Origin of the sequence: Pseudomonas sp. (assembly GCF_049300855.1) — a bacterium.
Classification (GTDB): Bacteria; Pseudomonadota; Gammaproteobacteria; order Pseudomonadales; family Pseudomonadaceae; genus Aquipseudomonas.
This window is the reverse complement of record NZ_JBAQKH010000045.1, coordinates 1-18,764: the sequence shown is the minus strand read 5'-3', so window position 1 is coordinate 18,764 and position 18,764 is coordinate 1. Positions and strand designations below refer to the sequence as shown.

The following is an 18,764-nucleotide window of genomic DNA, read 5'->3' as shown; positions in this document are numbered from 1 at the left end:
GGTTGCGGACTTAACACTGCGACTTTTTAACCATCATTTTGCCAAGTTGGGTAAGCCGATATTTCTGGGTTGGATTCTTGGGTGATTGAGGATCGGTCATTTCGATCATCCCAGCGGTTAAGGCCGGCTTTAGATAGTTGGATCTGAACGTAGCCTTGTGGACCAGGCTCATCTCTGCCATCAGATCACTGATCCTCAAAGAACGAGGTCCCAGCGTTAACAATAGTTTTGCTACTAGGTCGGTTACTGAGTCGGTTACTAGGTCGCCTGCAGACTCATTAGCGATGGCTTTAAATGCATTGCGCACTTCTTGAATTTCCTTGGGCAAACCTAAAACCCGTTGCCCGGCGAGCACTGCGGTTACCTGCTCGACACTCAATGTATTGTTTTCAATTGCCAAAGAGGCCTGAATCGTACGGATACGATTACCTCGGCGCAGATGAGGCGTCTGCCGACTATCGCCCCCAGCCGAAAGCTGACCGATTTGCTCGCTGATTTCGGCGATCAACACGATCATTCGTGTGGTTAGGGTCAACGGAGGTTGGTAACGGCTCATGTCCTCATCCAGGCATTCCAAACAGGCCGCCATAATGCCCGATACGAGCAGTGTCCATCAGACTTGATCAACCGTTACTTTTCCATCATTGAACTGCAACGCCGCCAACCGTGCATACAGCGGATTGCTGGCAATCAGTTCCTGATGCGTGCCAATGGCCACAAGCTTGCCCTGATCCATCACTGCAATCCGGTCGGCGTTTTTTACCGTGGCCAGTCGATGCGCGATCACCAGCGTGGTGCGGTTCTGCATCAGGCTCGGCAGGGCTTCCTGAATCAGGTGTTCGCTCTGCGCATCGAGGGCGCTGGTGGCTTCGTCCAGCAGCAGGATCGGCGCGTCGACCAGTAACGCCCGGGCAATCGCCAAGCGCTGACGCTGGCCACCGGAAAGGCCGAGGCCACCATCGCCGAGATGAGTCTGGTAACCGTTGGGCATTTTCTCGATGAAGTCGTGGGCGTGAGCAATTTTGGCCGCGTCCTTGACCTGCTCAAGCGTCGCCCCCGGATTGCCGTAGCGAATGTTCTCTTCAACGCTGCCGAAAAACAGCGCCGGCGACTGTGATACCAACGCGAAGTGACGGCGCAGGTCCAGCGGATCAAGGCTGGTCAGCGGCACACCGTCAATCAGGATCCGCCCCTCCAGCGGGTCATAAAAACGCAACAGCAAGTCATACACCGTCGACTTGCCGGCACCGGACGGCCCCACCAGCGCCAATGTCTCGCCGGCCCGGATGGTCAGATTCAAACCGTTGACGGCGTAGCTTTCAGGACGCGACGGGTAGGAAAAACGCACTTCCTGCAATTGCAGCTCGCCGCGCACGCGCTGCGGCAAAGTCGCCAGCCCGGTGGTGGGCGGCTGGATGATGTTTTCCGCCCCCAGCAATTCAGCGATGCGCTCGGCGGCACCTGCCGCGCGTTGCAGTTCGCCAATCACCTCACTCAGGGTGCCGATCGCACTCCCGACGATCAGGCTGTAAAAAACAAACGCCGCCAGTTCGCCACCGGTGATGCGCCCGGCAATCACGTCCATGCCGCCAACCCACAACATTACAGCCACCGCGCCGAGCACCAGCACGATCACCATGGTGATCATCCACGAGCGCTGGAAGATGCGTTTGCGCGCCGTGTCGAAGGCGTCCTCGACCGTCGTCGCAAAACGTCGTTCGTCCTGCACCTGGTGGTTATAGGCCTGCACGGTTTTGATCTGGCCAAGGGTTTCCGAGACATAGCTGCCGATATCGGCCACCCGGTCCTGGCTCAATCGCGACAGATTGCGCACGCGCCGGCCGAAAATCAGGATGGGGGCCACCACGAACGGCAAGGCAATCACCACGATGCTGGTGAGTTTCGCATTGGTCACGAACAGCAGGATGACGCCGCCGATGACCATCAACAGGTTACGCAGGAACATCGACAGCGATGAGCCAATCACCGACTGCAGCAGCGTGGTATCGGCGGTCAGCCGCGACTGGATCTCCGAACTGCGGTTGTTCTCATAGAAGCCGGGGTGCAGATAAACCAGATGATTGAACACCTCGCGACGGATGTCGGCCACGCAACGCTCGCCGATCCACGACACCCAGTAAAACCGCGCGAACGTACCGACCGCCAGGCCCAGCACCATCAGCATGAAAATGCCAATGCTCTGATTGAGCTGATGCGGCGACTGGGTCATGAAGCCACGGTCGACCAGTAACTTGATGCCCTGCCCCATCGACAACGTAACGGCAGCCGTGACGATCAACGCCAGCAGCGCACCGATGACTTGCCAGCGGTAAGGGGCCAGAAATCGACTGGTCAGACGCAGGGCGCGCCGGTGCCTTGAAGAAAGCTTCGGGGTCATTCAGGTACGCATCCGTGTTGATGAAAGGGCTAGCGTAAACCTTCTTTGGGGTGGAACTCTGTAAATCACAATGAGTCAGGTTAAATATGCCCCCAAAGACTAGGCCATAGTTGCTATCGGTCTAACGTCGCGGTTGAGACGAACGGTCATTTCTGTTGGACTGGAATGGCCGCTCATGACGGATCGAAAGGCGTTGTCACAGCCTGGTCACGTGGCGGCTTTAATCTGCTTATACAACCTGATGAGGAGACAGGCCATGTCCTTGCAACACAGCAGCGATGACAAGATTGAAGTGATCCGCACCAAGCCCGGCCAAACTCTGGGTTGCTCGATTATCGATAAGGACGGGCGTGAAGTACCGATCACTGAAGACATGATCCAGGACGCGTGCCGCGAACTGGAGAAGCGATTGGTCAAGCCTGCCGAACAAAAGTGATATAGCCACCGTCTTCCTGACCCGGCCCCTTTGGCCGGGTTTTTTCTGTCTGCAGATCCGGCACTTGTGGCGCGGCCTTCGCGAGCAGGCTCTCTCCCACAGAATATCTTTTGTGAATCACAGATCCATGTGGGAGCGAGCCTGCTCGCGAAGGAACCGACTCGGTTTCTAGACAGCCACAGCCCCCAGCGCCGCCACGATCCTCGCCAACTCTGGCGATTCCCCTTCAATCCGCACCTTCAACCCTTCAATCTCACGCCGCACCGGATATTGCTTGCGCAACACATCGAACGCCGCGCGCTGTTCGCCGACATTGCCTACGAGGCTGCGGCGAAAATCCGCATCATCGCGGCGCGGGTCGTACACGCCACGGCACAACATCGCTAGCGCCCAGGCCGGATCGCTGTCAGCGTGCAGGGTGACTTGCGACAACCACGGAGCCGGCAACAGCTCACTGAGCTGGATGCTCGCCGCTTGACCGCTGAACTCGCAGAAAGCCTGATAGATCTGCGCCGTGCCGCGCTGCTTGCCATCAAGGCTGTAACCGGCAATGTGCGGCGTGGCCAATACGCAAAGCTCGGCCAACGCCACGTCAACTTCGGGCTCGGCTTCCCAGACATCGAGAACGGCTTGCAGGTCTTCACGGTCCAGCAGCACGTCGCGCAGTGCGGCGTTATCCACCACCGGGCCACGCGCCGCATTGATCAACCAGGCACCGGGCTTGAGTTGCTGCAAACGCGACTGATCGAACAAATGCCAGGTCGCGCCGTCGCCGCTACGGGTCAGCGGTGTGTGCAGACTGATCACGTCACATTGCTCAATGATCTGCTCCAGGCTGACGTAATCGCCACCCTCGGCGGCCTGACGCGGTGGATCGCAGACTTTGACGTTCCAGCCCAGGCCTTTCAGAACCTTGATCAGGCGCCCGCCCACCTCACCGGCACCGACGACACCGTAAGTCCGTCGAGTGAGATCGACGCCTTCGATTTCGGCGAGGGTCATCAGACTGCCCAGCACATAATCGACCACACCACGGGCGTTGCAGCCGGGTGCGCTCGACCAGGTGATACCGACCTCATTGAAGTAGTCGAGATCCAGATGATCAGTGCCGATGGTGCAGGTGCCGACAAAGCGCACCTTGCTGCCTTCAAGCAACGCACGGTTGACGTTGGTCACCGAGCGCACGAGCAACACGTCGGCCTGCTCGACCGTCGCACGGTCGATGGAACGGCCCGGCACCCGGCGGATCTCGCCGAAACCGGCAAAAAAGGCATCGAGCAGCGGGATATTTTCGTCGGCAACAATCAGCATGGCGGGCTCCTTTGGCGGATCGGCAGTTTAGGTGTAGATCGGTCGCCGGGCCAGCGGGCTTTGCGCTTACAAATCCGCAACAGAGGATTTTTCCTGACCAAGGCGTCAGCGGCGTAGAATGCGGCGCCCTGCGCATCAACTCCTGTGGACGCTTTGCCCGTGAATTCTGTAACCGATCAACCTGTCGCCGTCTCCCTCACCCGCCCTGCGCGCATTCGCCTGGAATTCAAGAACCTGCTCGCCCTGGCGTTGCCGATCATCATCGCGCAACTGGCGACCACGGCCATGGGCTTCGTCGATGCGGTGATGGCCGGCCGCGTCGGGCCCAAGGATCTGGCGGCCGTGGCGCTGGGCAACTCGATCTGGGTGCCGGTGTTTCTGCTGATGACCGGCACCCTGCTGGCAACCACGCCGAAAGTCGCCCAGCGCTTTGGCGCCGGCACCCACAGCGAGATCGGCCCGATCGTCCGTCAGGCGTTGTGGCTGGCGCTGGTGGTTGGGCTGATCGCGACCGCGATGCTGGTGGCCGCCGAGCCGGTCCTGCACCTGATGAAAGTCGATCCCGAGCTGATCGGCCCGTGCATGCAATACCTGCACGGCATCGCCAGCGGTCTGCCGGCGGTGGCGTTCTATCACGTGTTGCGCTGCACCAGTGACGGCATCGGCCGTACCCGTCCGGCGATGGTGCTCGGTCTGTGCGGCCTGGCGTTGAACATTCCGCTGAACTACATCTTCATCTATGGCCACTTCGGCGTGCCGGCCATGGGCGGCGTCGGCTGCGGCTGGGCCACGGCGATCGTGATGTGGGTGATGGCACTGGGTCTGGCCGGGTATGAGCGCTGGGCGCCGGCTTATCGTTCGAGCGAAATTTTCAGCCGTTTCGACTGGCCGCAATGGGCGGTGATCAAGCGTCTGCTGGCGATTGGGCTGCCAATCGGTATCGCGGTGTTTGCCGAGTCGAGCATTTTTGCCGTGATCGCCCTGCTGATCGGCAGCCTCGGCGCCACCGTAGTGGCCGGGCATCAGATTGCGCTGAACGTCAGCTCGTTGGTGTTCATGATTCCCTACTCGCTGGGCATGGCCGTCACCGTGCGTGTCGGTCAGGCACTGGGCCGTGAAGAACCGCGCGAGGCACGCTTTGCCGCGGGTGTCGGCATGGGCACCGCGCTGGCTTACGCCTGCCTGTCGGCGAGCATGATGCTGTTGCTGCGCGAGCCGATTGCGGCGATCTACACCGCCGACCCGACGGTGATTCACATCGCGGCGATGCTGATTGTGTATTCGGCGCTGTTCCAGTTTTCCGACGCGATCCAGGTCACCGCCGCCGGCGCGCTGCGTGGTTATCAGGACACGCGGGTGACGATGATCCTGACGCTGTTCGCCTATTGGGGGATCGGTTTGCCAGTGGGTTACGCCCTCGGCCTGACCGACTGGCTCGGTGAACCACGTGGCCCGAGCGGTTTGTGGCAGGGTCTGATCGTGGGCTTGAGCTGTGCGGCGTTTATGCTGTCGATCCGCCTGACGCGCAGTGCGCGCAAGCGAATTCGGATCAGTCGCTCGGCGGGTTGATCGCGCCAAAAAAAAGACCTGCATATGCAGGTCTTTTTTTGTCTTTGATCAGGACTTTTTGCGAATCCAGTACAGATAAGTCCCGGCCTCTTCGTGCTGGCCCAGCAGTTCGTGGTCGAGAAACACACAGAACTTGGGAATGTCACGACGGGTCGACGGGTCGGTCGCGATCACCTTGAGCAGGCCGCCGGGCACCAGGTCACGGATGTGCTGGTGCAGCATCATCACCGGCTCCGGGCAATTGAGGCCGGTGGCGTCGAGGGTGCCGTCGACCGGGGTATCGATCATTTCACTCATGATTCACTCCTGAAACTGGCCGGCATTGTCGCGCATTGCCGGGTAAAACGTCTAACCCTGTGGGAGCGAGCTTGCTCGCGAAAGCAATATGTCATTCAGCATGGATGTTGGCTGACACGACGCCATCGCGAGCAGGCTCACTCCTACAAGGGTTTTGTGCTTTTTCAGCGGGATTTGGCTTTCTTGGTGTCATGCCGGCGCAAGTGGCAAGTCACTTCCTCACGATCGTGATACAGCTGTTTGCAGCCAATATCGACCTTGATCCCGCGCGCCTTGAAACCATCGGCAATGCGCTCGAGCAAACGCTTCACTTCGGCATAACGCTGCTTCATCGGCAACTTCAGGTTGACCACCGCCTCGCGGCAATGCCCCTCACCGATCCACTCTTCCAGCATCGCGGCGTTACGCGCCGGTTTCTCGACGATGTCGCAGACCATCCAGTCCACCGGCTGCTTGGGCTTGAAGGTGAAACCGTCGGCCATCAAATGCTGGACCAGACCAGTGTCCATCAGGCTTTCAGCCATCGGGCCGTTGTCGATGGCGGTGACCAGCATGCCGCGGTTGACCAGTTGCCAGGTCCAGCCACCCGGCGCAGCGCCCAGATCGACACCGGTCATGTCGCTGTGCAGGCGATCTTCCCACTGATCACGCGGGATGAAGTGATGCCACGCCTCTTCCAGCTTCAGCGTCGAACGGCTCGGCGCTTCACGCGGGAACTTCAAACGCGGAATGCCCATCGGCCACATCGCCGAGTTACCGGCATCGGCCATACCCAGAAACACTTCACGACCACTTTTAAAGGTCAGCAACAGACGCGGCTTGCTGGCGTCCTCTACCAGTTTGCCAGCGCCGGTCAGTGCCTTGCGCAGCGGTCCTTCGAATTTCTTGCAGAAGTTCGACAGCTCCTTGCCGTCATTGGTGTCGACGACTTCCAGCCACAGGCTGCCGCACACCGGGAAATCGGCCATGTGCGCGAGGATCACGCTGATACGGTCGTTTTCCGGCAGATCGATGAAAACCCCGCGCGCCCATTGGCGCGGGAAGATCAGCTCGGCAAAGCGCTGACCGCGCATCAGGCGCTCGGCGCCGTCTTCTTCGGTGCAGACAAACTCGGCGTACGCGCTGGCCGCTTTGGCTTTGGCGTAGCCGGCCACGTTGAGTTGCGCGGCAAGGTCGGAAATTTCCGAACAGACTTCGCCTTCGAAGCCTGGCCGGCAATGCATGAATAGGGTGTTCATTCTTACTCCTGGGCAGCGGGCGATCATTCGGCCCCTGCGCGATGCTCAAGCCTTGCGTTGCAGCAAAGCCTGTCACGAAAACCGGCGCATGATAGCCGATGTCGGAACCTTGGACTTGCCCATAGAGTCCAGTTATTAGCCAGCTAATGAAAACAGGGCTACGTTGATAGCTCTGCCCGTCCCCTCAATCCGTAGCCGTGCGGATTCAAAGGAGTGATCGTAATGCCGTCCCTCGATAGTCTGAAGACCCTCAAAACACTGCAGATTGACCAAAAAACCTACCACTATTTCAGCTTGCCGGACGCCGCCAAAAGCCTCGGCGACCTCGACAAGCTGCCGATGTCGCTGAAAGTCCTGCTGGAAAACCTGCTGCGCTGGGAAGATGAAAAAACTGTCACCGGCGCCGACCTCAAGGCGATTGCCGCGTGGCTCAAGGAGCGTCGCTCCGATCGGGAAATCCAGTACCGCCCTGCCCGGGTATTGATGCAAGACTTTACCGGCGTGCCCGCCGTGGTCGACCTCGCCGCCATGCGCGCGGCGATGGCCAAGGCCGGCGGCGATCCGCAGCGAATCAATCCGCTATCGCCGGTGGATCTGGTGATCGACCACTCGGTGATGGTCGACAAGTTCGCCACCGCCAGCGCTTTCGAGCAGAACGTCGACATCGAAATGCAGCGCAACGGCGAACGTTATGCCTTCCTGCGTTGGGGCCAGAGCGCTTTCGACAATTTCAGCGTGGTGCCACCGGGCACCGGGATCTGCCACCAGGTCAACCTCGAATACCTTGGCCGCACCGTCTGGACCAAGGATGAAGACGGCCGCACTTATGCGTTCCCCGACACCTTGGTCGGAACCGACTCGCACACCACCATGATCAACGGCCTCGGCGTGCTCGGCTGGGGCGTCGGCGGGATCGAAGCGGAAGCGGCGATGCTCGGGCAACCGGTGTCGATGCTGATTCCGGAAGTGATCGGTTTCAAACTTACCGGCAAACTCAAGGAAGGCATCACTGCTACCGACCTGGTGCTGACCGTCACACAAATGCTGCGCAAGAAAGGTGTGGTGGGCAAATTCGTCGAATTTTACGGCGATGGCCTCGCCGACTTGCCGCTGGCCGACCGTGCAACCATCGCCAACATGGCCCCGGAGTACGGTGCGACATGCGGCTTCTTCCCCGTTGATGACGTGACTTTGGAATATTTGCGCCTGTCCGGCCGGCCACCGGAAGTGGTGAAACTGGTCGAGGCTTACACCAAGGCTCAGGGCCTGTGGCGTCTGCCCGGTCAGGAACCGGCGTTCACCGATAGCCTCGCGCTGGACATGGGCAGCGTCGAAGCCAGCCTCGCCGGGCCGAAACGCCCGCAGGACCGCGTGTCGCTGCCGAACGTGCCGCAAGCTTTCAGCGACTTCATCGACCTGCAATTCAAACCCACCAGCAAAGAAGAAGGACGCCTGGAAAGTGAGGGCGGTGGCGGTGTCGCGGTGGGCAATGCCGATCTGGTCGGTGAGACCGAATACGAATACGAAGGCCACACCTATCGCCTGAAAAACGGCGCGGTGGTCATCGCCGCGATCACCTCTTGCACCAACACCTCCAACCCGAGCGTGATGATGGCCGCCGGGTTGCTGGCCAAGAAAGCCGTGGAAAAGGGCCTGACGCGCAAACCGTGGGTGAAGAGTTCGCTGGCACCGGGCTCAAAAGTGGTCACCGACTACTACAAGGCTGCGGGGCTGACGCAATACCTCGACCAGCTCGGCTTTTCCCTGGTCGGTTATGGCTGCACCACCTGCATCGGCAACTCCGGGCCGTTGCCGGAGCCGATCGAGAAAGCCATCCAGAAAGCTGATCTGACCGTGGCATCGGTGCTGTCCGGCAATCGTAACTTCGAAGGCCGCGTGCACCCGTTGGTGAAAACCAACTGGCTGGCTTCGCCGCCGCTGGTAGTCGCCTATGCCTTGGCCGGCAGTGTGCGCAGCGATATCAGCAGCGAGCCGCTGGGCGAAGATCAGCAAGGCAATCCGGTGTATCTACGCGATATCTGGCCGACCAGTAAGGAAATCGCCGACGCGGTGAGTCAGGTCAACACCGCAATGTTCCACAAGGAATACGCCGAAGTGTTTGCCGGTGATGAACAATGGCAAGCCATCGAGGTGCCGCAAGCGGCGACTTACGTGTGGCAGGACGATTCCACCTACATCCAGCACCCGCCGTTCTTTGACGATATTTCCGGACCGTTGCCGCAGATCAAGGATGTCAAAGGTGCCCGGGTACTGGCCCTGCTTGGCGATTCGGTGACCACCGACCACATCTCACCTGCCGGCAACATCAAGGCTGACAGCCCGGCCGGGCGCTATCTGCGCGAAAAAGGCGTCGAGCCGCGGGACTTCAACTCTTACGGTTCACGGCGCGGCAACCATGAAGTGATGATGCGCGGCACCTTCGCCAACATCCGGATCCGCAACGAAATGCTCGGCGGTGAAGAAGGTGGCAACACTCTCTACATTCCCACCGGCGAGAAACTGGCGATCTACGATGCGGCGATGAAGTATCAGGCTTCGGGCACGCCACTGGTGGTGATTGCCGGGCAAGAATACGGCACCGGTTCCAGCCGTGACTGGGCGGCCAAAGGCACCAACCTGCTGGGGGTGAAAGCGGTGATCGCGGAAAGCTTCGAGCGGATTCACCGTTCCAACCTGGTGGGGATGGGCGTATTGCCGCTGCAGTTCAAGCTCGATCAGAACCGCAAGAGCCTCAACCTCACGGGCAAGGAAACCTTCCAAATCCTGGGTCTGACCGGCGTCGAGCTGACACCGCGGATGAACCTGCCGCTGGTCATCACTCGCGAGGACGGGCGCCAGGAGAAAATCGAGGTGCTGTGCCGGATCGATACATTGAATGAGGTGGAGTACTTCAAGTCGGGCGGGATTTTGCATTATGTCCTGCGTCAACTGATCGCTTCGTAAGATTTACGGATGCAGAAACACCGCCATTCGGCGGTGTTTCTGTTTGAGCAATGCACTTTTCCATGGGCGAAAAAAAACCCGCCGAAGCGGGTTTTTCCCAAGACCATTATCGACTCCCTGTCGGCAGCGATCCTTGCAAATGGTCGATCATCCGTGATCCTGAAACACTCCCTGTGTCTCAGTTGATGTGTGTAGATTACGCAGTGGATCCAATCAGCAATAGTCGTAAAAGCTACCAGCGCGTGTAAGACATTCGCCATAGCAGCCCTTCCGAAAACCCCTAGACGTGTCAGGCATCGAGCATGGACGCCGCGATCTGCGCGACTTTCAGCTGCCCTGAGGCCTGTTCCAGTGCGTCATCCTCCAAAAACCACGCCGCCGACAACCCGGCAAACGCCAGCACCCAGTGCAGCAACCGGCGGCGATCGAGCCCGGCCGCCTCGACAATCACCGCAAGTTGGCGGCGAAAGCGCAGCGGATCGCCGGCCGTCGGCAGGTCCGGGTTGCAAATCAGGTTGGCGTAGTCAAAACCGCGCTCACCCCTGACCCGCTTCGGATCGATTGACAGCCAGCCGCGTGATTCGAAATCCAGAACATTGTCGTGATGCATGTCGCCGTGCAACACCACCACATCCTGTGGGTCGGTGAGCAAGGCTTCGGCGGTTTGCAGACTCAAGTCATACAGGCCGCCATGTTGCGCAGCGGCGATGCGCAACGAAGCAAACCATGGCCCCAGTTCAACCAGCGGCGGTGGAGGCTTTATACGCGGTGCATGTAAACGTGCCAGCGCCGAACACAGAATCCGGCTCGCTTCATCGTCTTCGCCATTCATTGCCATGTGCATCAGCGAGCGTCGGCCCATGGCGCGCTCCATCAGCAGGCCATCTTCGTGATGCGCCAACACTTGCGCCGCACCGTCACCGTCCCACCAGGTCATCAGCCGATTGCCGTACTTTTCGTCGACATCCAGCGCCACTTTGAGCATGGCCGGCGAGTCGTTCAGGCGTACCGGCAACAACCGGCTGCCGGGCGTAATGATCGGCGCACCATCGGGGACCAGTGACCAGCGCTTCAGCCAGGCTTGAAAAATGTCAGCCACCGTCACGCTCGCGGGCCTTGGCGCTCTCGGCAAGAAACTGTTCGAGACGGCTTAATTGCTCCTCCCAGCCACGGCTGTCCATGTAATACGCTTCTTTCTGGCGGATGTCGGGAATATGCGCGAAGCCTGATTCAGACACCTTGAGCAACGTGCCCTCCTGGTAATCCTCCAACTCGAACTTGACCAGCGTGGTCGGCTCCTGGGAGTAGTCGATCTGCGGATTGACCGCATACGGATGCCAGCGAAACGAAAACAGTTGCTGCGGCTCGACCCGCTCGATCAGCACATTCCACAACACATGTTCATAACCCGGATACGTGACCTGCCCTTGCGTCCATTCACCGGCAATAAACCGTCTGCCCTCCAGCGCCACCCCAAACCACTGGCCAAACGCCTCGGCATCGACCAATGCACGCCAGACATGGGAACGCGGCGCCTTGAGCGTGATTTTGCGTTCGAAACTATTGGGTACTGGTTTCATACGTCACCTCCTGTTTTGAACACTAGGCCTGTATGACCACATGTCCAATGTGAAGTTGTATCAGGGCAGTGCAGTCATTCATCAGCAAGGACACATCAAGCTGCACTTTTTGACCGGTGCCGTGATGGATCCAGGCGCCCTCCGCCCAACGAAACTGTTACCTTTTCCCGCGAATTTGAATCTACAAGGACGAATCATGCCGCCATCCCTCGCTGAACGTTACCGCGGTGCCCTGCTCGGTCTTGCATGCGGCGACGCTGTCGGTACTACGGTTGAGTTCAAACCACGAGGATCATTCCAACCGTTGACCGATATGGTCGGCGCTGGCCCGTTCCACCTCAAGCCAGGGCAGTGGACCGATGACACCTCCATGGCTCTGTGTCTGGCAGAAAGCCTGCTGAACAAGAATGGATTCAATGCTGCCGATCAGATGGGCCGCTACCTCAACTGGTGGCAATGGGGTTACCTCAGTTCGACCGGTGAATGTTTCGATGTCGGCATGACCGTCAGCCAGGCGCTGGCGCAATATCAACAAACCGCTGATCCCTTCGCCGGCTCGACCGACCCGAACAGCGCCGGCAACGGTTCGCTGATGCGTCTGGTGCCGGTGGTGCTGTTCTACTTTCCCGACGCCCGGAAAATCCAGAGCTTCGCCGCCGACAGTTCGCGAACCACCCACGCAGCACCAGAAGCCATCGAATGCTGCCAATTGTTGGCCGGGCTGATCGCCAGAGCGCTTGAAGGCGCAAGCAAAGCAGAACTGCGTCAGCTGCCTTCCGCCAGCTTCTCGCAACCCAAGGTCGCCGCGATTGCGTGTGGCGATTACATCGTTCTGTCCGAGACGGACATCAAAGGCAATGGCTACAGCGTGCAGTCACTGGAAGCGGCGTTGTGGTGCTTTCATCACACGGACAGCTTCGAAGCGGCCATTTTGCGGGCGGCCAACCTGGGCGATGACGCCGATACCACCGCCGCGATCACCGGCCAATTGGCCGGCGCCTATTACGGCGTGCGGGGGATTCCTGAACACTGGCTGGAAAAGCTGCACGACGTTGAAGAGATTGCGGCGACCGCCGACCGTTTGCTCGCGGCTTCCCGAATGCGCGCGCCTGAATAAGCGCGACGCAGCCGCTACACTGCTCGGCACTTACTATGATACAGCGAGATTTGACTATGTCCCCACGCCTGCTTCTGGCCCTGACACCCTTCCTGTTCACTCCCCTCGCCCACGCTGCCGTCGACTGCGCCAATGCCAGCGACCAGGCGACAATGAATCAGTGTGCCGGGCAGGACTTCAAAGCGGCGGACAAGGAATTGAACGCGGTTTATCAGCAGATCACCGGGCGTTTGAAGGACAACCCGGATGGCAAGAAGCTGTTGGTCAGTGCGCAGCGGGCGTGGCTGGGGTTTCGGGATGCCGAGTGCAAGTTTTCATCGTCCGGGGTAACGGGCGGGAGCGTTTATCCGTGGGTTTACAGCAGTTGCCTGACCGGCGTGACCAAGGTCCGGGTTGAGGCGCTGAAACAGTATTTGAAGTGTGAAGAAGGTGACATGAGCTGCCCGGTGCCCGGGGCCTGATTTCTTGCCGCGGTTTTGAGGGATCTTTCGCGAGCAGGCTCGCTCCCACATTGGAACGCATTTCAAATGTGGGTCAACGCCCGTGCAATGCGTTGCGCGTGATCATGTTCTGCTCAGGCCGATACGACTCGGCCCTGTGCACACTCGCGCACACGACAGGAGCACCACTGCGCAAACTTTCCTCAAGCACATGCCGTAGCCGCAACAATCCCTCACGTTGCATCGCCAGGTTGGCCTCGATCTGGCGTATCTCATCCATACGGATATCGATTTGCTCGATGGTCAGCGATTTCGAACAACTGCCATCCTGCAAGAACAGACCGCGAATGGTCTCGAGAGAAAAACCAAGCCGTTGCGCGTCGCGCACCAGTATCAATCGTGCAACAGCTGCCTCGGCGTAGTGGCGATATCCATTGGCGTCACGGGTAGAAGGCTCCAGTAACCCTTGTTCCTCGTAATAGCGAATGGCCGAAGCGGCAACACCGGTACGCTTGGAAACTTCTCCAATCTTCATAAAACTGCTTGACCTTCAAGTTGGCTTTAATCGTTAGCATAAGCCCAGGCTCAGCACGACAGCCAGTCGTTATTGACCCACCTGAACATCTTTCACCTTTACGGAATTTGATGATGAGCACACTGACAGACCTGCTGAAATGGCGCTACGCAACGAAAAAGTACGACCCTTCCCAGACGGTGTCCGATGAAAAAATCGAGCGCATTCTGGAAGCGGTGCGGTTAACGCCGACATCAAGTGGACTGCAGCCTTTTGAATTGCTCGTAGTGACTAACGCAGAGATTCGCGAAAAGATCAAAGCCGTCAGCTGGAATCAGCAGCAGGTTACCGACTGCTCTCATTTGCTGGTGTTCGCCGCGTGGGACGACATCACTGCGGAGCGCGTCAACATGATGTTTGACCTGACCAATGAAGTACGCGGGACGGTTAACGAAGGATGGGAAAATTACCGTCAGATGCTCTTGGGTATTGTCGCGGGACGTGGCAAGGAAGCCAATTATCAGGCGGCTGCGCGACAGGCTTATATCGGTTTGGGCTCGGCTTTGATCGCCGCAGCGTTTGAAGAAGTCGATGCCACACCGATGGAAGGTTTCGACCCGGCAGCCATCGATGAGATCCTCGGACTCGCGGCCCGCAACCTGCGCAGCGTGGTGATTCTGCCACTGGGGCATAGAGCCACTGAGGGAGACTGGTTGGTCAACCTGAAAAAGGTGCGCCGCTCGCGGGAAAATTTCGTTACCGAGATCAAGTAATCCCGGTAAGAGCGGGCGACTGAAGCATGCCTCTAGTGTGTGTCCCCGCTCTAATCAATTCCTGAACCCGTCATCGATACCAGCGGCCACCGAGTGGAACGCTTCCCTCCTCTGCGCTCGACTTGTTTGAATTCGAGAGCAAATCGACATTGAAATCCCCCTAGATCGATGGAACAGAGGTTCACTCTGTGGCCCCCGCATTCGATGCCGTTGGTGATCTTAACAAAAAAAGAACAATTTATTATTGCCATTCAATAATTTAACATCGAGAATTAGTCATTCCCAATGGCACCGCAAGGATTTTTCATGAGTACTCGTAACAACGGATTGGCACTGCAGCGCATGCATTGGGTCGGATTGCTGGCAGCGATTCTTGTCTGGGTTTTAGGGGTGACCGAGGTCGGTGGCAACGCTTCGATCTGGTTCTTCAAAACGGATGAAATGCTCGCGGCTCTGCTTTACGCCTTTGCTGAAAACTCACCGCAATTGCTTGACCCGTTTGTCGAAGGCGCACTACTTTCGCCCGACACATGGCTCTCACCACTGGTCACCGCGCTGCTCATCGCTTTGGATTTCCTGCCCGTTCTGCTCTCGACCTACGTGCTCTGGCTGACAGGCCTGTTTTTCCTGCGCTTGTCCCGCGGTGAAACCTGGACCGAGCGCAATATCAGGGTTCTTTGGCGAGTGGGGATTCTGTGCATCATTTCTCCTGCAACCTACCCGCTGGTAGAAACCTTGCAAGGTTTGGCGCTGTCTATCGATCTGCCCGCTGGGGAGCGCATTTTTCAGTTCTCGATTGGCCTGTCTTCCTCGTCGGCCTACGAGATCATCAAAGGGGTTTTGCTCTGTTTGTTTTCAATTATCATGCGTGACGCAAAAGTACTCAGCGATGAGCAAAGTCAATACATATAGAACAAGACAATGACCATTATCGTCCGCCTTGACGTTGTCATGGCCACGCAAAAAATTCGCTCGAAAGAGTTAGCTGCGCTGCTGGGCATTACCGAGGCCAACCTGTCGTTACTGAAAAATGGCAAGGTCAAGGGCGTGAAGATGGCCACCCTGGACAAACTCTGCGCCGCACTCGATTGCCAGCCTGGCGATCTGCTGGAATACCAGAAAGACTGAGCCTTGCGCATGAACGCGAGTTAATTACCGCCCGTCCCCACCGTTTACCTTTTATTCAATCCTTGGTTGTAAGGCGACTTTGTCATGACCCGGTTTTTACTTTGCGCGCTGTTGTTGCTGACAGCGTTGATCAGCGGCTGCGCGACACAACTGGACGTAGCGTTAAATGCGACACCTGATCCGGACTATCAATTTGATCGAAAGGCAACTGTGCTTGTGACATCAGCAGGCGGTAGCGATGAAAACTCTCTGAATGCCCGCTACTATCTTCGCGACATGGTTAACGCGCTGAAAGACCGGGGCTACCGGGAGGTCTACACCGACGCCAGCCTGCCAAAGAACCATGCGCCGATAAACATGACGGTCAGCCTCGATATTGGCAGTCGACAGGTGACTTATCGTTATACCGCCACCGACTACGGGCACGTGCCGACCAGCACCTCTACCGTGTGCAAGAACAGCAAGAAAAAGGACGACCGACTGACCTGCACCAGTACACCCAACACGACCTACGGCCCGATAGGTACCTCGGAGCGAACCGGTTACACCACGCTCAGTACATTCAATGCCACGGCCCGGGATGAAGCCAGCAAACGCACGGTCTACCTGCTTCGGGCCTCGTCCTATAACGATGACTGCCAGTCCGCCAAGGTCGAAACGTTTCTGGTGGAGCAAGGTTTGCAGAACCTGAGCTTTGAGGAGCGCGTACAGCGTAACTACAGCGTCACGATGCCCGAGGGTTACAGCTGCAAATAGGCTTTGCAGGACAACTCACAGCCTCGGCTCAAGCAGCATGAGCCGAGGCTGTGAACCGTTAAACGTGCGGGTCACCCGGCGCCTTGGTCGGCGCCGCATATTGCGGTTTGAGATGGCCATCCTGATCGAGTAGCCAGGCGTCCATGATCTGCCGCACCACGGGACCGGCGACACGACCACCCGCCTCACCGTTTTCGATCATCACCGAAATCGCAATCTTCGGATGCTCTGCCGGCGCGAAGCCAACGAACAAGGCGTTATCACGGTGGCGCTCGAGCGTCTTCTCGCGGTTATAGCGTTCGCCCTGCTTGATCGCCACCACCTGCGCCGTACCACTCTTGCCGGCGATACGGTATTGCGCACCCGCCGCTGCGGCACGGGCGATACCCCGGGCATCGTGCATCACCATCTGCATGCCATGGTTGACCTGATCCCAATCGCGCGGATTCTTCAGCAGAATGTTCGGCATTGGATGCTCGTCGACAGGCGCTACGCCATCGACGGTCTTGGCCAGGTGCGGACGATTCCACACGCCTTTGTTGGCGATCAGCGCGGTGGCCTGGGCCAGTTGCAGCGGCGTGACCTGCATGTAGCCTTGACCGATGCCGAGGATTACGGTTTCGCCGGGGAACCAGGCCTGACGGCGCGTGGCGCGCTTCCAGGCTTGCGATGGCATCAGGCCGGGAGACTCTTCGAACATGTCCAGCGAGACTTTCTCGCCAAGGCCGAACATCGCCATGTAGTCATGCAGGCGATCGATGCCGAGCTTGTGTGCCAGGTCGTAGAAGTAGGTGTCGTTGGAACGCATGATCGCTGCGTCCATGTCCACCCAGCCGTCACCACTGTGGTTCCAGTTACGGTATTTGTGATCGAAGTCCGGCAGTTGGTAATAGCCCGGATCGAACACGCGCGTCTGCGGCGTCACCACACCGGCATCGAGGCCGGCAATCGCCACTTCTGGCTTGATCGTCGAACCCGGTGCGTACAAGCCGCGCAGAACGCGGTTGAACAGCGGCCGGTCGATGGAATCACGCAGCGCCGAATACTCCTTGGAGCTGATGCCGGTGACGAACAGGTTGGGATCGAAACTCGGGTTGCTGACCATGGCGAGCACTTCGCCAGTGGACGGATCCAGCGCGACGACGGAACCACGACGATCCCCCAGTGCAGCCTCGGCGGCCTCCTGCAGTTTAACGTCGAGGCTCAGGACGATGTTTTTGCCTGGCACCGGATCCGTGTGTTTCAGCACCCGCAGCACGCGGCCTTGCGCGTTGGTCTCGACTTCCTCGTAGCCAACGTGACCGTGCAACTGCTCTTCATAGAAGCGTTCGATGCCGGTCTTGCCGATGGATTGGGTGCCACGGTACTCGACCGAGTCGAGGGACTTGGATTCTTTTTCGTTGATGCGGCCGACATAACCGATTGAATGGGCGAAATGTGCGCCGAGCGGGTAATGACGGACGAACTGTGGCTCGACATCGAGTCCCGGCAAGCGGAACTCATTCACTGCCAATACCGCGATCTGCTCTTCCGTCAGCTCGTAGAACAGCGTAACCGGGGTGAACGGATGACGGGACTGCTTCATCGCCTTGTCGAAGACTGTACGGTCTTCTACTGGCAGGTGCAGAAGATTGATGACCTCGTCCAGCTCCTGATTAACGTCAGTAGCGCGCTCACGAGTGATGGTCAGGTTGAAACTGGGGCGGTTGTCGGCCAATAACACGCCGTTGCGGTCATAGATCAGGCCGCGCGTCGGCGGAATCGGCAAAACGTGGACGCGGTTGTTTTCGGAAATGGTCGAGTGGTAGTCGAACTCGACCACTTGCAGGATGTACAGGCGCACGACCAGAGCGCAGCTCACAGCGAAGACGAACAAGGCGCAGGCGATCAACCGTTTGTTGACCAGGCGCGTCTCTTTTTCGTGATCCTTGATCGGGATTGGTTCAGGCATTTCTACAGCAACTCTTTGACATAAATGAGTGCCGATCCGTGGGCATGACATCAGTCCGTTAAAAAACGAGCTGCACCATACCAAAAACTGCCCGGCGACTTCATAAGGTTTTTCCCCAATGGCAGCTTGAGCGACGGTTGGGGTGGCCCGAAAGCGTTGAAAAACTTTCCTGCGGACAAAACAAAACCCCAACTGCTTTCGCAATTGGGGTTTCGGAATTTAATCTTGACGATGACCTACTCTCACATGGGGAAACCCCACACTACCATCGGCGATGCATCGTTTCACTGCT

Annotated in this window: 18 protein-coding genes; 9 read left to right on the top strand and 9 right to left on the bottom strand. The window is 58.4% G+C overall.

The genetic code is table 11. The features are described from left to right. Positions 1-10 precede the first annotated feature (10 nt). Positions 11-556, bottom strand: coding sequence for a Fic family protein (locus WA225_RS23465; protein ID WP_422609837.1), 546 nt, complete (start codon positions 554-556; stop codon positions 11-13). A gap of 57 nt (positions 557-613) precedes the next feature. After that, on the bottom strand, positions 614-2,398 hold the full coding sequence (locus WA225_RS23460) for an ABC transporter transmembrane domain-containing protein (protein ID WP_422609836.1): 1,785 nt from the start codon (positions 2,396-2,398) through the stop codon (positions 614-616). Positions 2,399-2,654: 256 nt separating this feature from the next. Between WA225_RS23460 and WA225_RS23455 the strand changes: the two genes are divergently transcribed. Further along, the gene (locus WA225_RS23455) at positions 2,655-2,834 is read left to right on the top strand and encodes a PA1571 family protein (protein WP_422609835.1); all 180 of its coding nucleotides are present in this window, start codon (positions 2,655-2,657) and stop codon (positions 2,832-2,834) included. 168 nt (positions 2,835-3,002) lie between these two features. Here WA225_RS23455 and pdxB read toward each other — a convergent pair whose 3' ends face one another. After that, positions 3,003-4,145, bottom strand: a complete 1,143-nt coding sequence (gene pdxB, locus WA225_RS23450) for a 4-phosphoerythronate dehydrogenase PdxB (protein ID WP_422609834.1) — start codon at positions 4,143-4,145, stop codon at positions 3,003-3,005. Positions 4,146-4,304: 159 nt separating this feature from the next. Here pdxB and WA225_RS23445 point away from each other — a divergent pair, with 159 nt between their 5' ends. Then, positions 4,305-5,714 carry an MATE family efflux transporter gene (locus WA225_RS23445; RefSeq protein WP_422609833.1) on the top strand — a complete coding sequence of 470 codons (1,410 nt, stop codon included), beginning with the start codon at positions 4,305-4,307 and terminating at the stop codon, positions 5,712-5,714. A gap of 48 nt (positions 5,715-5,762) precedes the next feature. Here the strand turns inward: WA225_RS23445 and tusA are convergent, their stop codons facing one another. Together tusA and rlmM are read right to left on the bottom strand one after the other, a co-directional pair. Further along, positions 5,763-6,011, bottom strand: a complete 249-nt coding sequence (tusA, locus tag WA225_RS23440) for a sulfurtransferase TusA (RefSeq protein WP_422609832.1) — start codon at positions 6,009-6,011, stop codon at positions 5,763-5,765. Positions 6,012-6,175: 164 nt separating this feature from the next. Then, positions 6,176-7,249, bottom strand: a complete 1,074-nt coding sequence (rlmM, locus tag WA225_RS23435) for a 23S rRNA (cytidine(2498)-2'-O)-methyltransferase RlmM (RefSeq protein WP_422609831.1) — start codon at positions 7,247-7,249, stop codon at positions 6,176-6,178. 222 nt (positions 7,250-7,471) lie between these two features. On the opposite strand from rlmM, the gene acnA reads away from it, so the two are divergent. Further along, a complete protein-coding gene (gene acnA / locus WA225_RS23430; RefSeq protein WP_422609830.1) occupies positions 7,472-10,213 on the top strand; it encodes an aconitate hydratase AcnA in 2,742 nt (913 codons plus the stop codon). 289 nt (positions 10,214-10,502) lie between these two features. Here acnA and WA225_RS23425 read toward each other — a convergent pair whose 3' ends face one another. Both WA225_RS23425 and WA225_RS23420 read right to left on the bottom strand, forming a co-directional pair. Continuing rightward, positions 10,503-11,303, bottom strand: coding sequence for an aminoglycoside phosphotransferase family protein (locus tag WA225_RS23425; RefSeq protein ID WP_422609915.1), 801 nt, complete (start codon positions 11,301-11,303; stop codon positions 10,503-10,505). Between the two features lies 1 nt (position 11,304). Continuing rightward, positions 11,305-11,793 (bottom strand): SRPBCC family protein, encoded by a 489-nt coding sequence (locus WA225_RS23420; RefSeq protein WP_422609829.1) that lies wholly within the window; start codon positions 11,791-11,793, stop codon positions 11,305-11,307. 196 nt (positions 11,794-11,989) lie between these two features. Between WA225_RS23420 and WA225_RS23415 the strand changes: the two genes are divergently transcribed. Next, entirely contained in the window at positions 11,990-12,910 is a 921-nt protein-coding gene (locus WA225_RS23415) for an ADP-ribosylglycohydrolase family protein (RefSeq protein ID WP_422609828.1), read from the top strand. A 56-nt stretch (positions 12,911-12,966) separates the two neighbouring features. Next, positions 12,967-13,371 carry a lysozyme inhibitor LprI family protein gene (locus WA225_RS23410; RefSeq protein WP_016983718.1) on the top strand — a complete coding sequence of 135 codons (405 nt, stop codon included), beginning with the start codon at positions 12,967-12,969 and terminating at the stop codon, positions 13,369-13,371. 73 nt (positions 13,372-13,444) lie between these two features. Here the strand turns inward: WA225_RS23410 and WA225_RS23405 are convergent, their stop codons facing one another. After that, positions 13,445-13,885, bottom strand: coding sequence for a MerR family transcriptional regulator (locus WA225_RS23405; RefSeq protein ID WP_150776640.1), 441 nt, complete (start codon positions 13,883-13,885; stop codon positions 13,445-13,447). Positions 13,886-13,998: 113 nt separating this feature from the next. Here WA225_RS23405 and WA225_RS23400 point away from each other — a divergent pair, with 113 nt between their 5' ends. The 4 genes from WA225_RS23400 (at position 13,999) to WA225_RS23385 (ending at position 16,521) form a co-directional block, all read left to right on the top strand. Beyond that, on the top strand, positions 13,999-14,637 hold the full coding sequence (locus WA225_RS23400; RefSeq protein WP_422609827.1) for an NAD(P)H-dependent oxidoreductase: 639 nt from the start codon (positions 13,999-14,001) through the stop codon (positions 14,635-14,637). Positions 14,638-14,943: 306 nt separating this feature from the next. Beyond that, on the top strand, positions 14,944-15,549 hold the full coding sequence (locus WA225_RS23395) for a hypothetical protein (protein ID WP_422609826.1): 606 nt from the start codon (positions 14,944-14,946) through the stop codon (positions 15,547-15,549). 9 nt (positions 15,550-15,558) lie between these two features. Continuing rightward, a complete protein-coding gene (locus tag WA225_RS23390; protein WP_003226632.1) occupies positions 15,559-15,765 on the top strand; it encodes a helix-turn-helix domain-containing protein in 207 nt (68 codons plus the stop codon). Between the two features lie 84 nt (positions 15,766-15,849). After that, complete coding sequence (locus WA225_RS23385; protein WP_422609825.1) at positions 15,850-16,521, top strand: hypothetical protein; 672 nt, start codon at positions 15,850-15,852, stop codon at positions 16,519-16,521. A gap of 58 nt (positions 16,522-16,579) precedes the next feature. Here the strand turns inward: WA225_RS23385 and mrdA are convergent, their stop codons facing one another. Then, on the bottom strand, positions 16,580-18,472 hold the full coding sequence (mrdA, locus tag WA225_RS23380) for a penicillin-binding protein 2 (RefSeq protein ID WP_422609824.1): 1,893 nt from the start codon (positions 18,470-18,472) through the stop codon (positions 16,580-16,582). Positions 18,473-18,764 lie beyond the last annotated feature (292 nt).

Coding starts and splice junctions, on each gene's coding strand:
- WA225_RS23465 (WP_422609837.1), bottom strand. CDS start 556: ATGAGCCGTTACCAACCTCCGTTGACCCTAACCACACGAATGATCGTG.
- WA225_RS23460 (WP_422609836.1), bottom strand. CDS start 2,398: ATGACCCCGAAGCTTTCTTCAAGGCACCGGCGCGCCCTGCGTCTGACC.
- WA225_RS23455 (WP_422609835.1), top strand. CDS start 2,655: ATGTCCTTGCAACACAGCAGCGATGACAAGATTGAAGTGATCCGCACC.
- pdxB (WP_422609834.1), bottom strand. CDS start 4,145: ATGCTGATTGTTGCCGACGAAAATATCCCGCTGCTCGATGCCTTTTTT.
- tusA (WP_422609832.1), bottom strand. CDS start 6,011: ATGAGTGAAATGATCGATACCCCGGTCGACGGCACCCTCGACGCCACC.
- rlmM (WP_422609831.1), bottom strand. CDS start 7,249: ATGAACACCCTATTCATGCATTGCCGGCCAGGCTTCGAAGGCGAAGTC.
- acnA (WP_422609830.1), top strand. CDS start 7,472: ATGCCGTCCCTCGATAGTCTGAAGACCCTCAAAACACTGCAGATTGAC.
- WA225_RS23420 (WP_422609829.1), bottom strand. CDS start 11,793: ATGAAACCAGTACCCAATAGTTTCGAACGCAAAATCACGCTCAAGGCG.
- WA225_RS23415 (WP_422609828.1), top strand. CDS start 11,990: ATGCCGCCATCCCTCGCTGAACGTTACCGCGGTGCCCTGCTCGGTCTT.
- WA225_RS23410 (WP_016983718.1), top strand. CDS start 12,967: ATGTCCCCACGCCTGCTTCTGGCCCTGACACCCTTCCTGTTCACTCCC.
- WA225_RS23405 (WP_150776640.1), bottom strand. CDS start 13,885: ATGAAGATTGGAGAAGTTTCCAAGCGTACCGGTGTTGCCGCTTCGGCC.
- WA225_RS23400 (WP_422609827.1), top strand. CDS start 13,999: ATGAGCACACTGACAGACCTGCTGAAATGGCGCTACGCAACGAAAAAG.
- WA225_RS23395 (WP_422609826.1), top strand. CDS start 14,944: ATGAGTACTCGTAACAACGGATTGGCACTGCAGCGCATGCATTGGGTC.
- WA225_RS23390 (WP_003226632.1), top strand. CDS start 15,559: ATGACCATTATCGTCCGCCTTGACGTTGTCATGGCCACGCAAAAAATT.
- WA225_RS23385 (WP_422609825.1), top strand. CDS start 15,850: ATGACCCGGTTTTTACTTTGCGCGCTGTTGTTGCTGACAGCGTTGATC.
- mrdA (WP_422609824.1), bottom strand. CDS start 18,472: ATGCCTGAACCAATCCCGATCAAGGATCACGAAAAAGAGACGCGCCTG.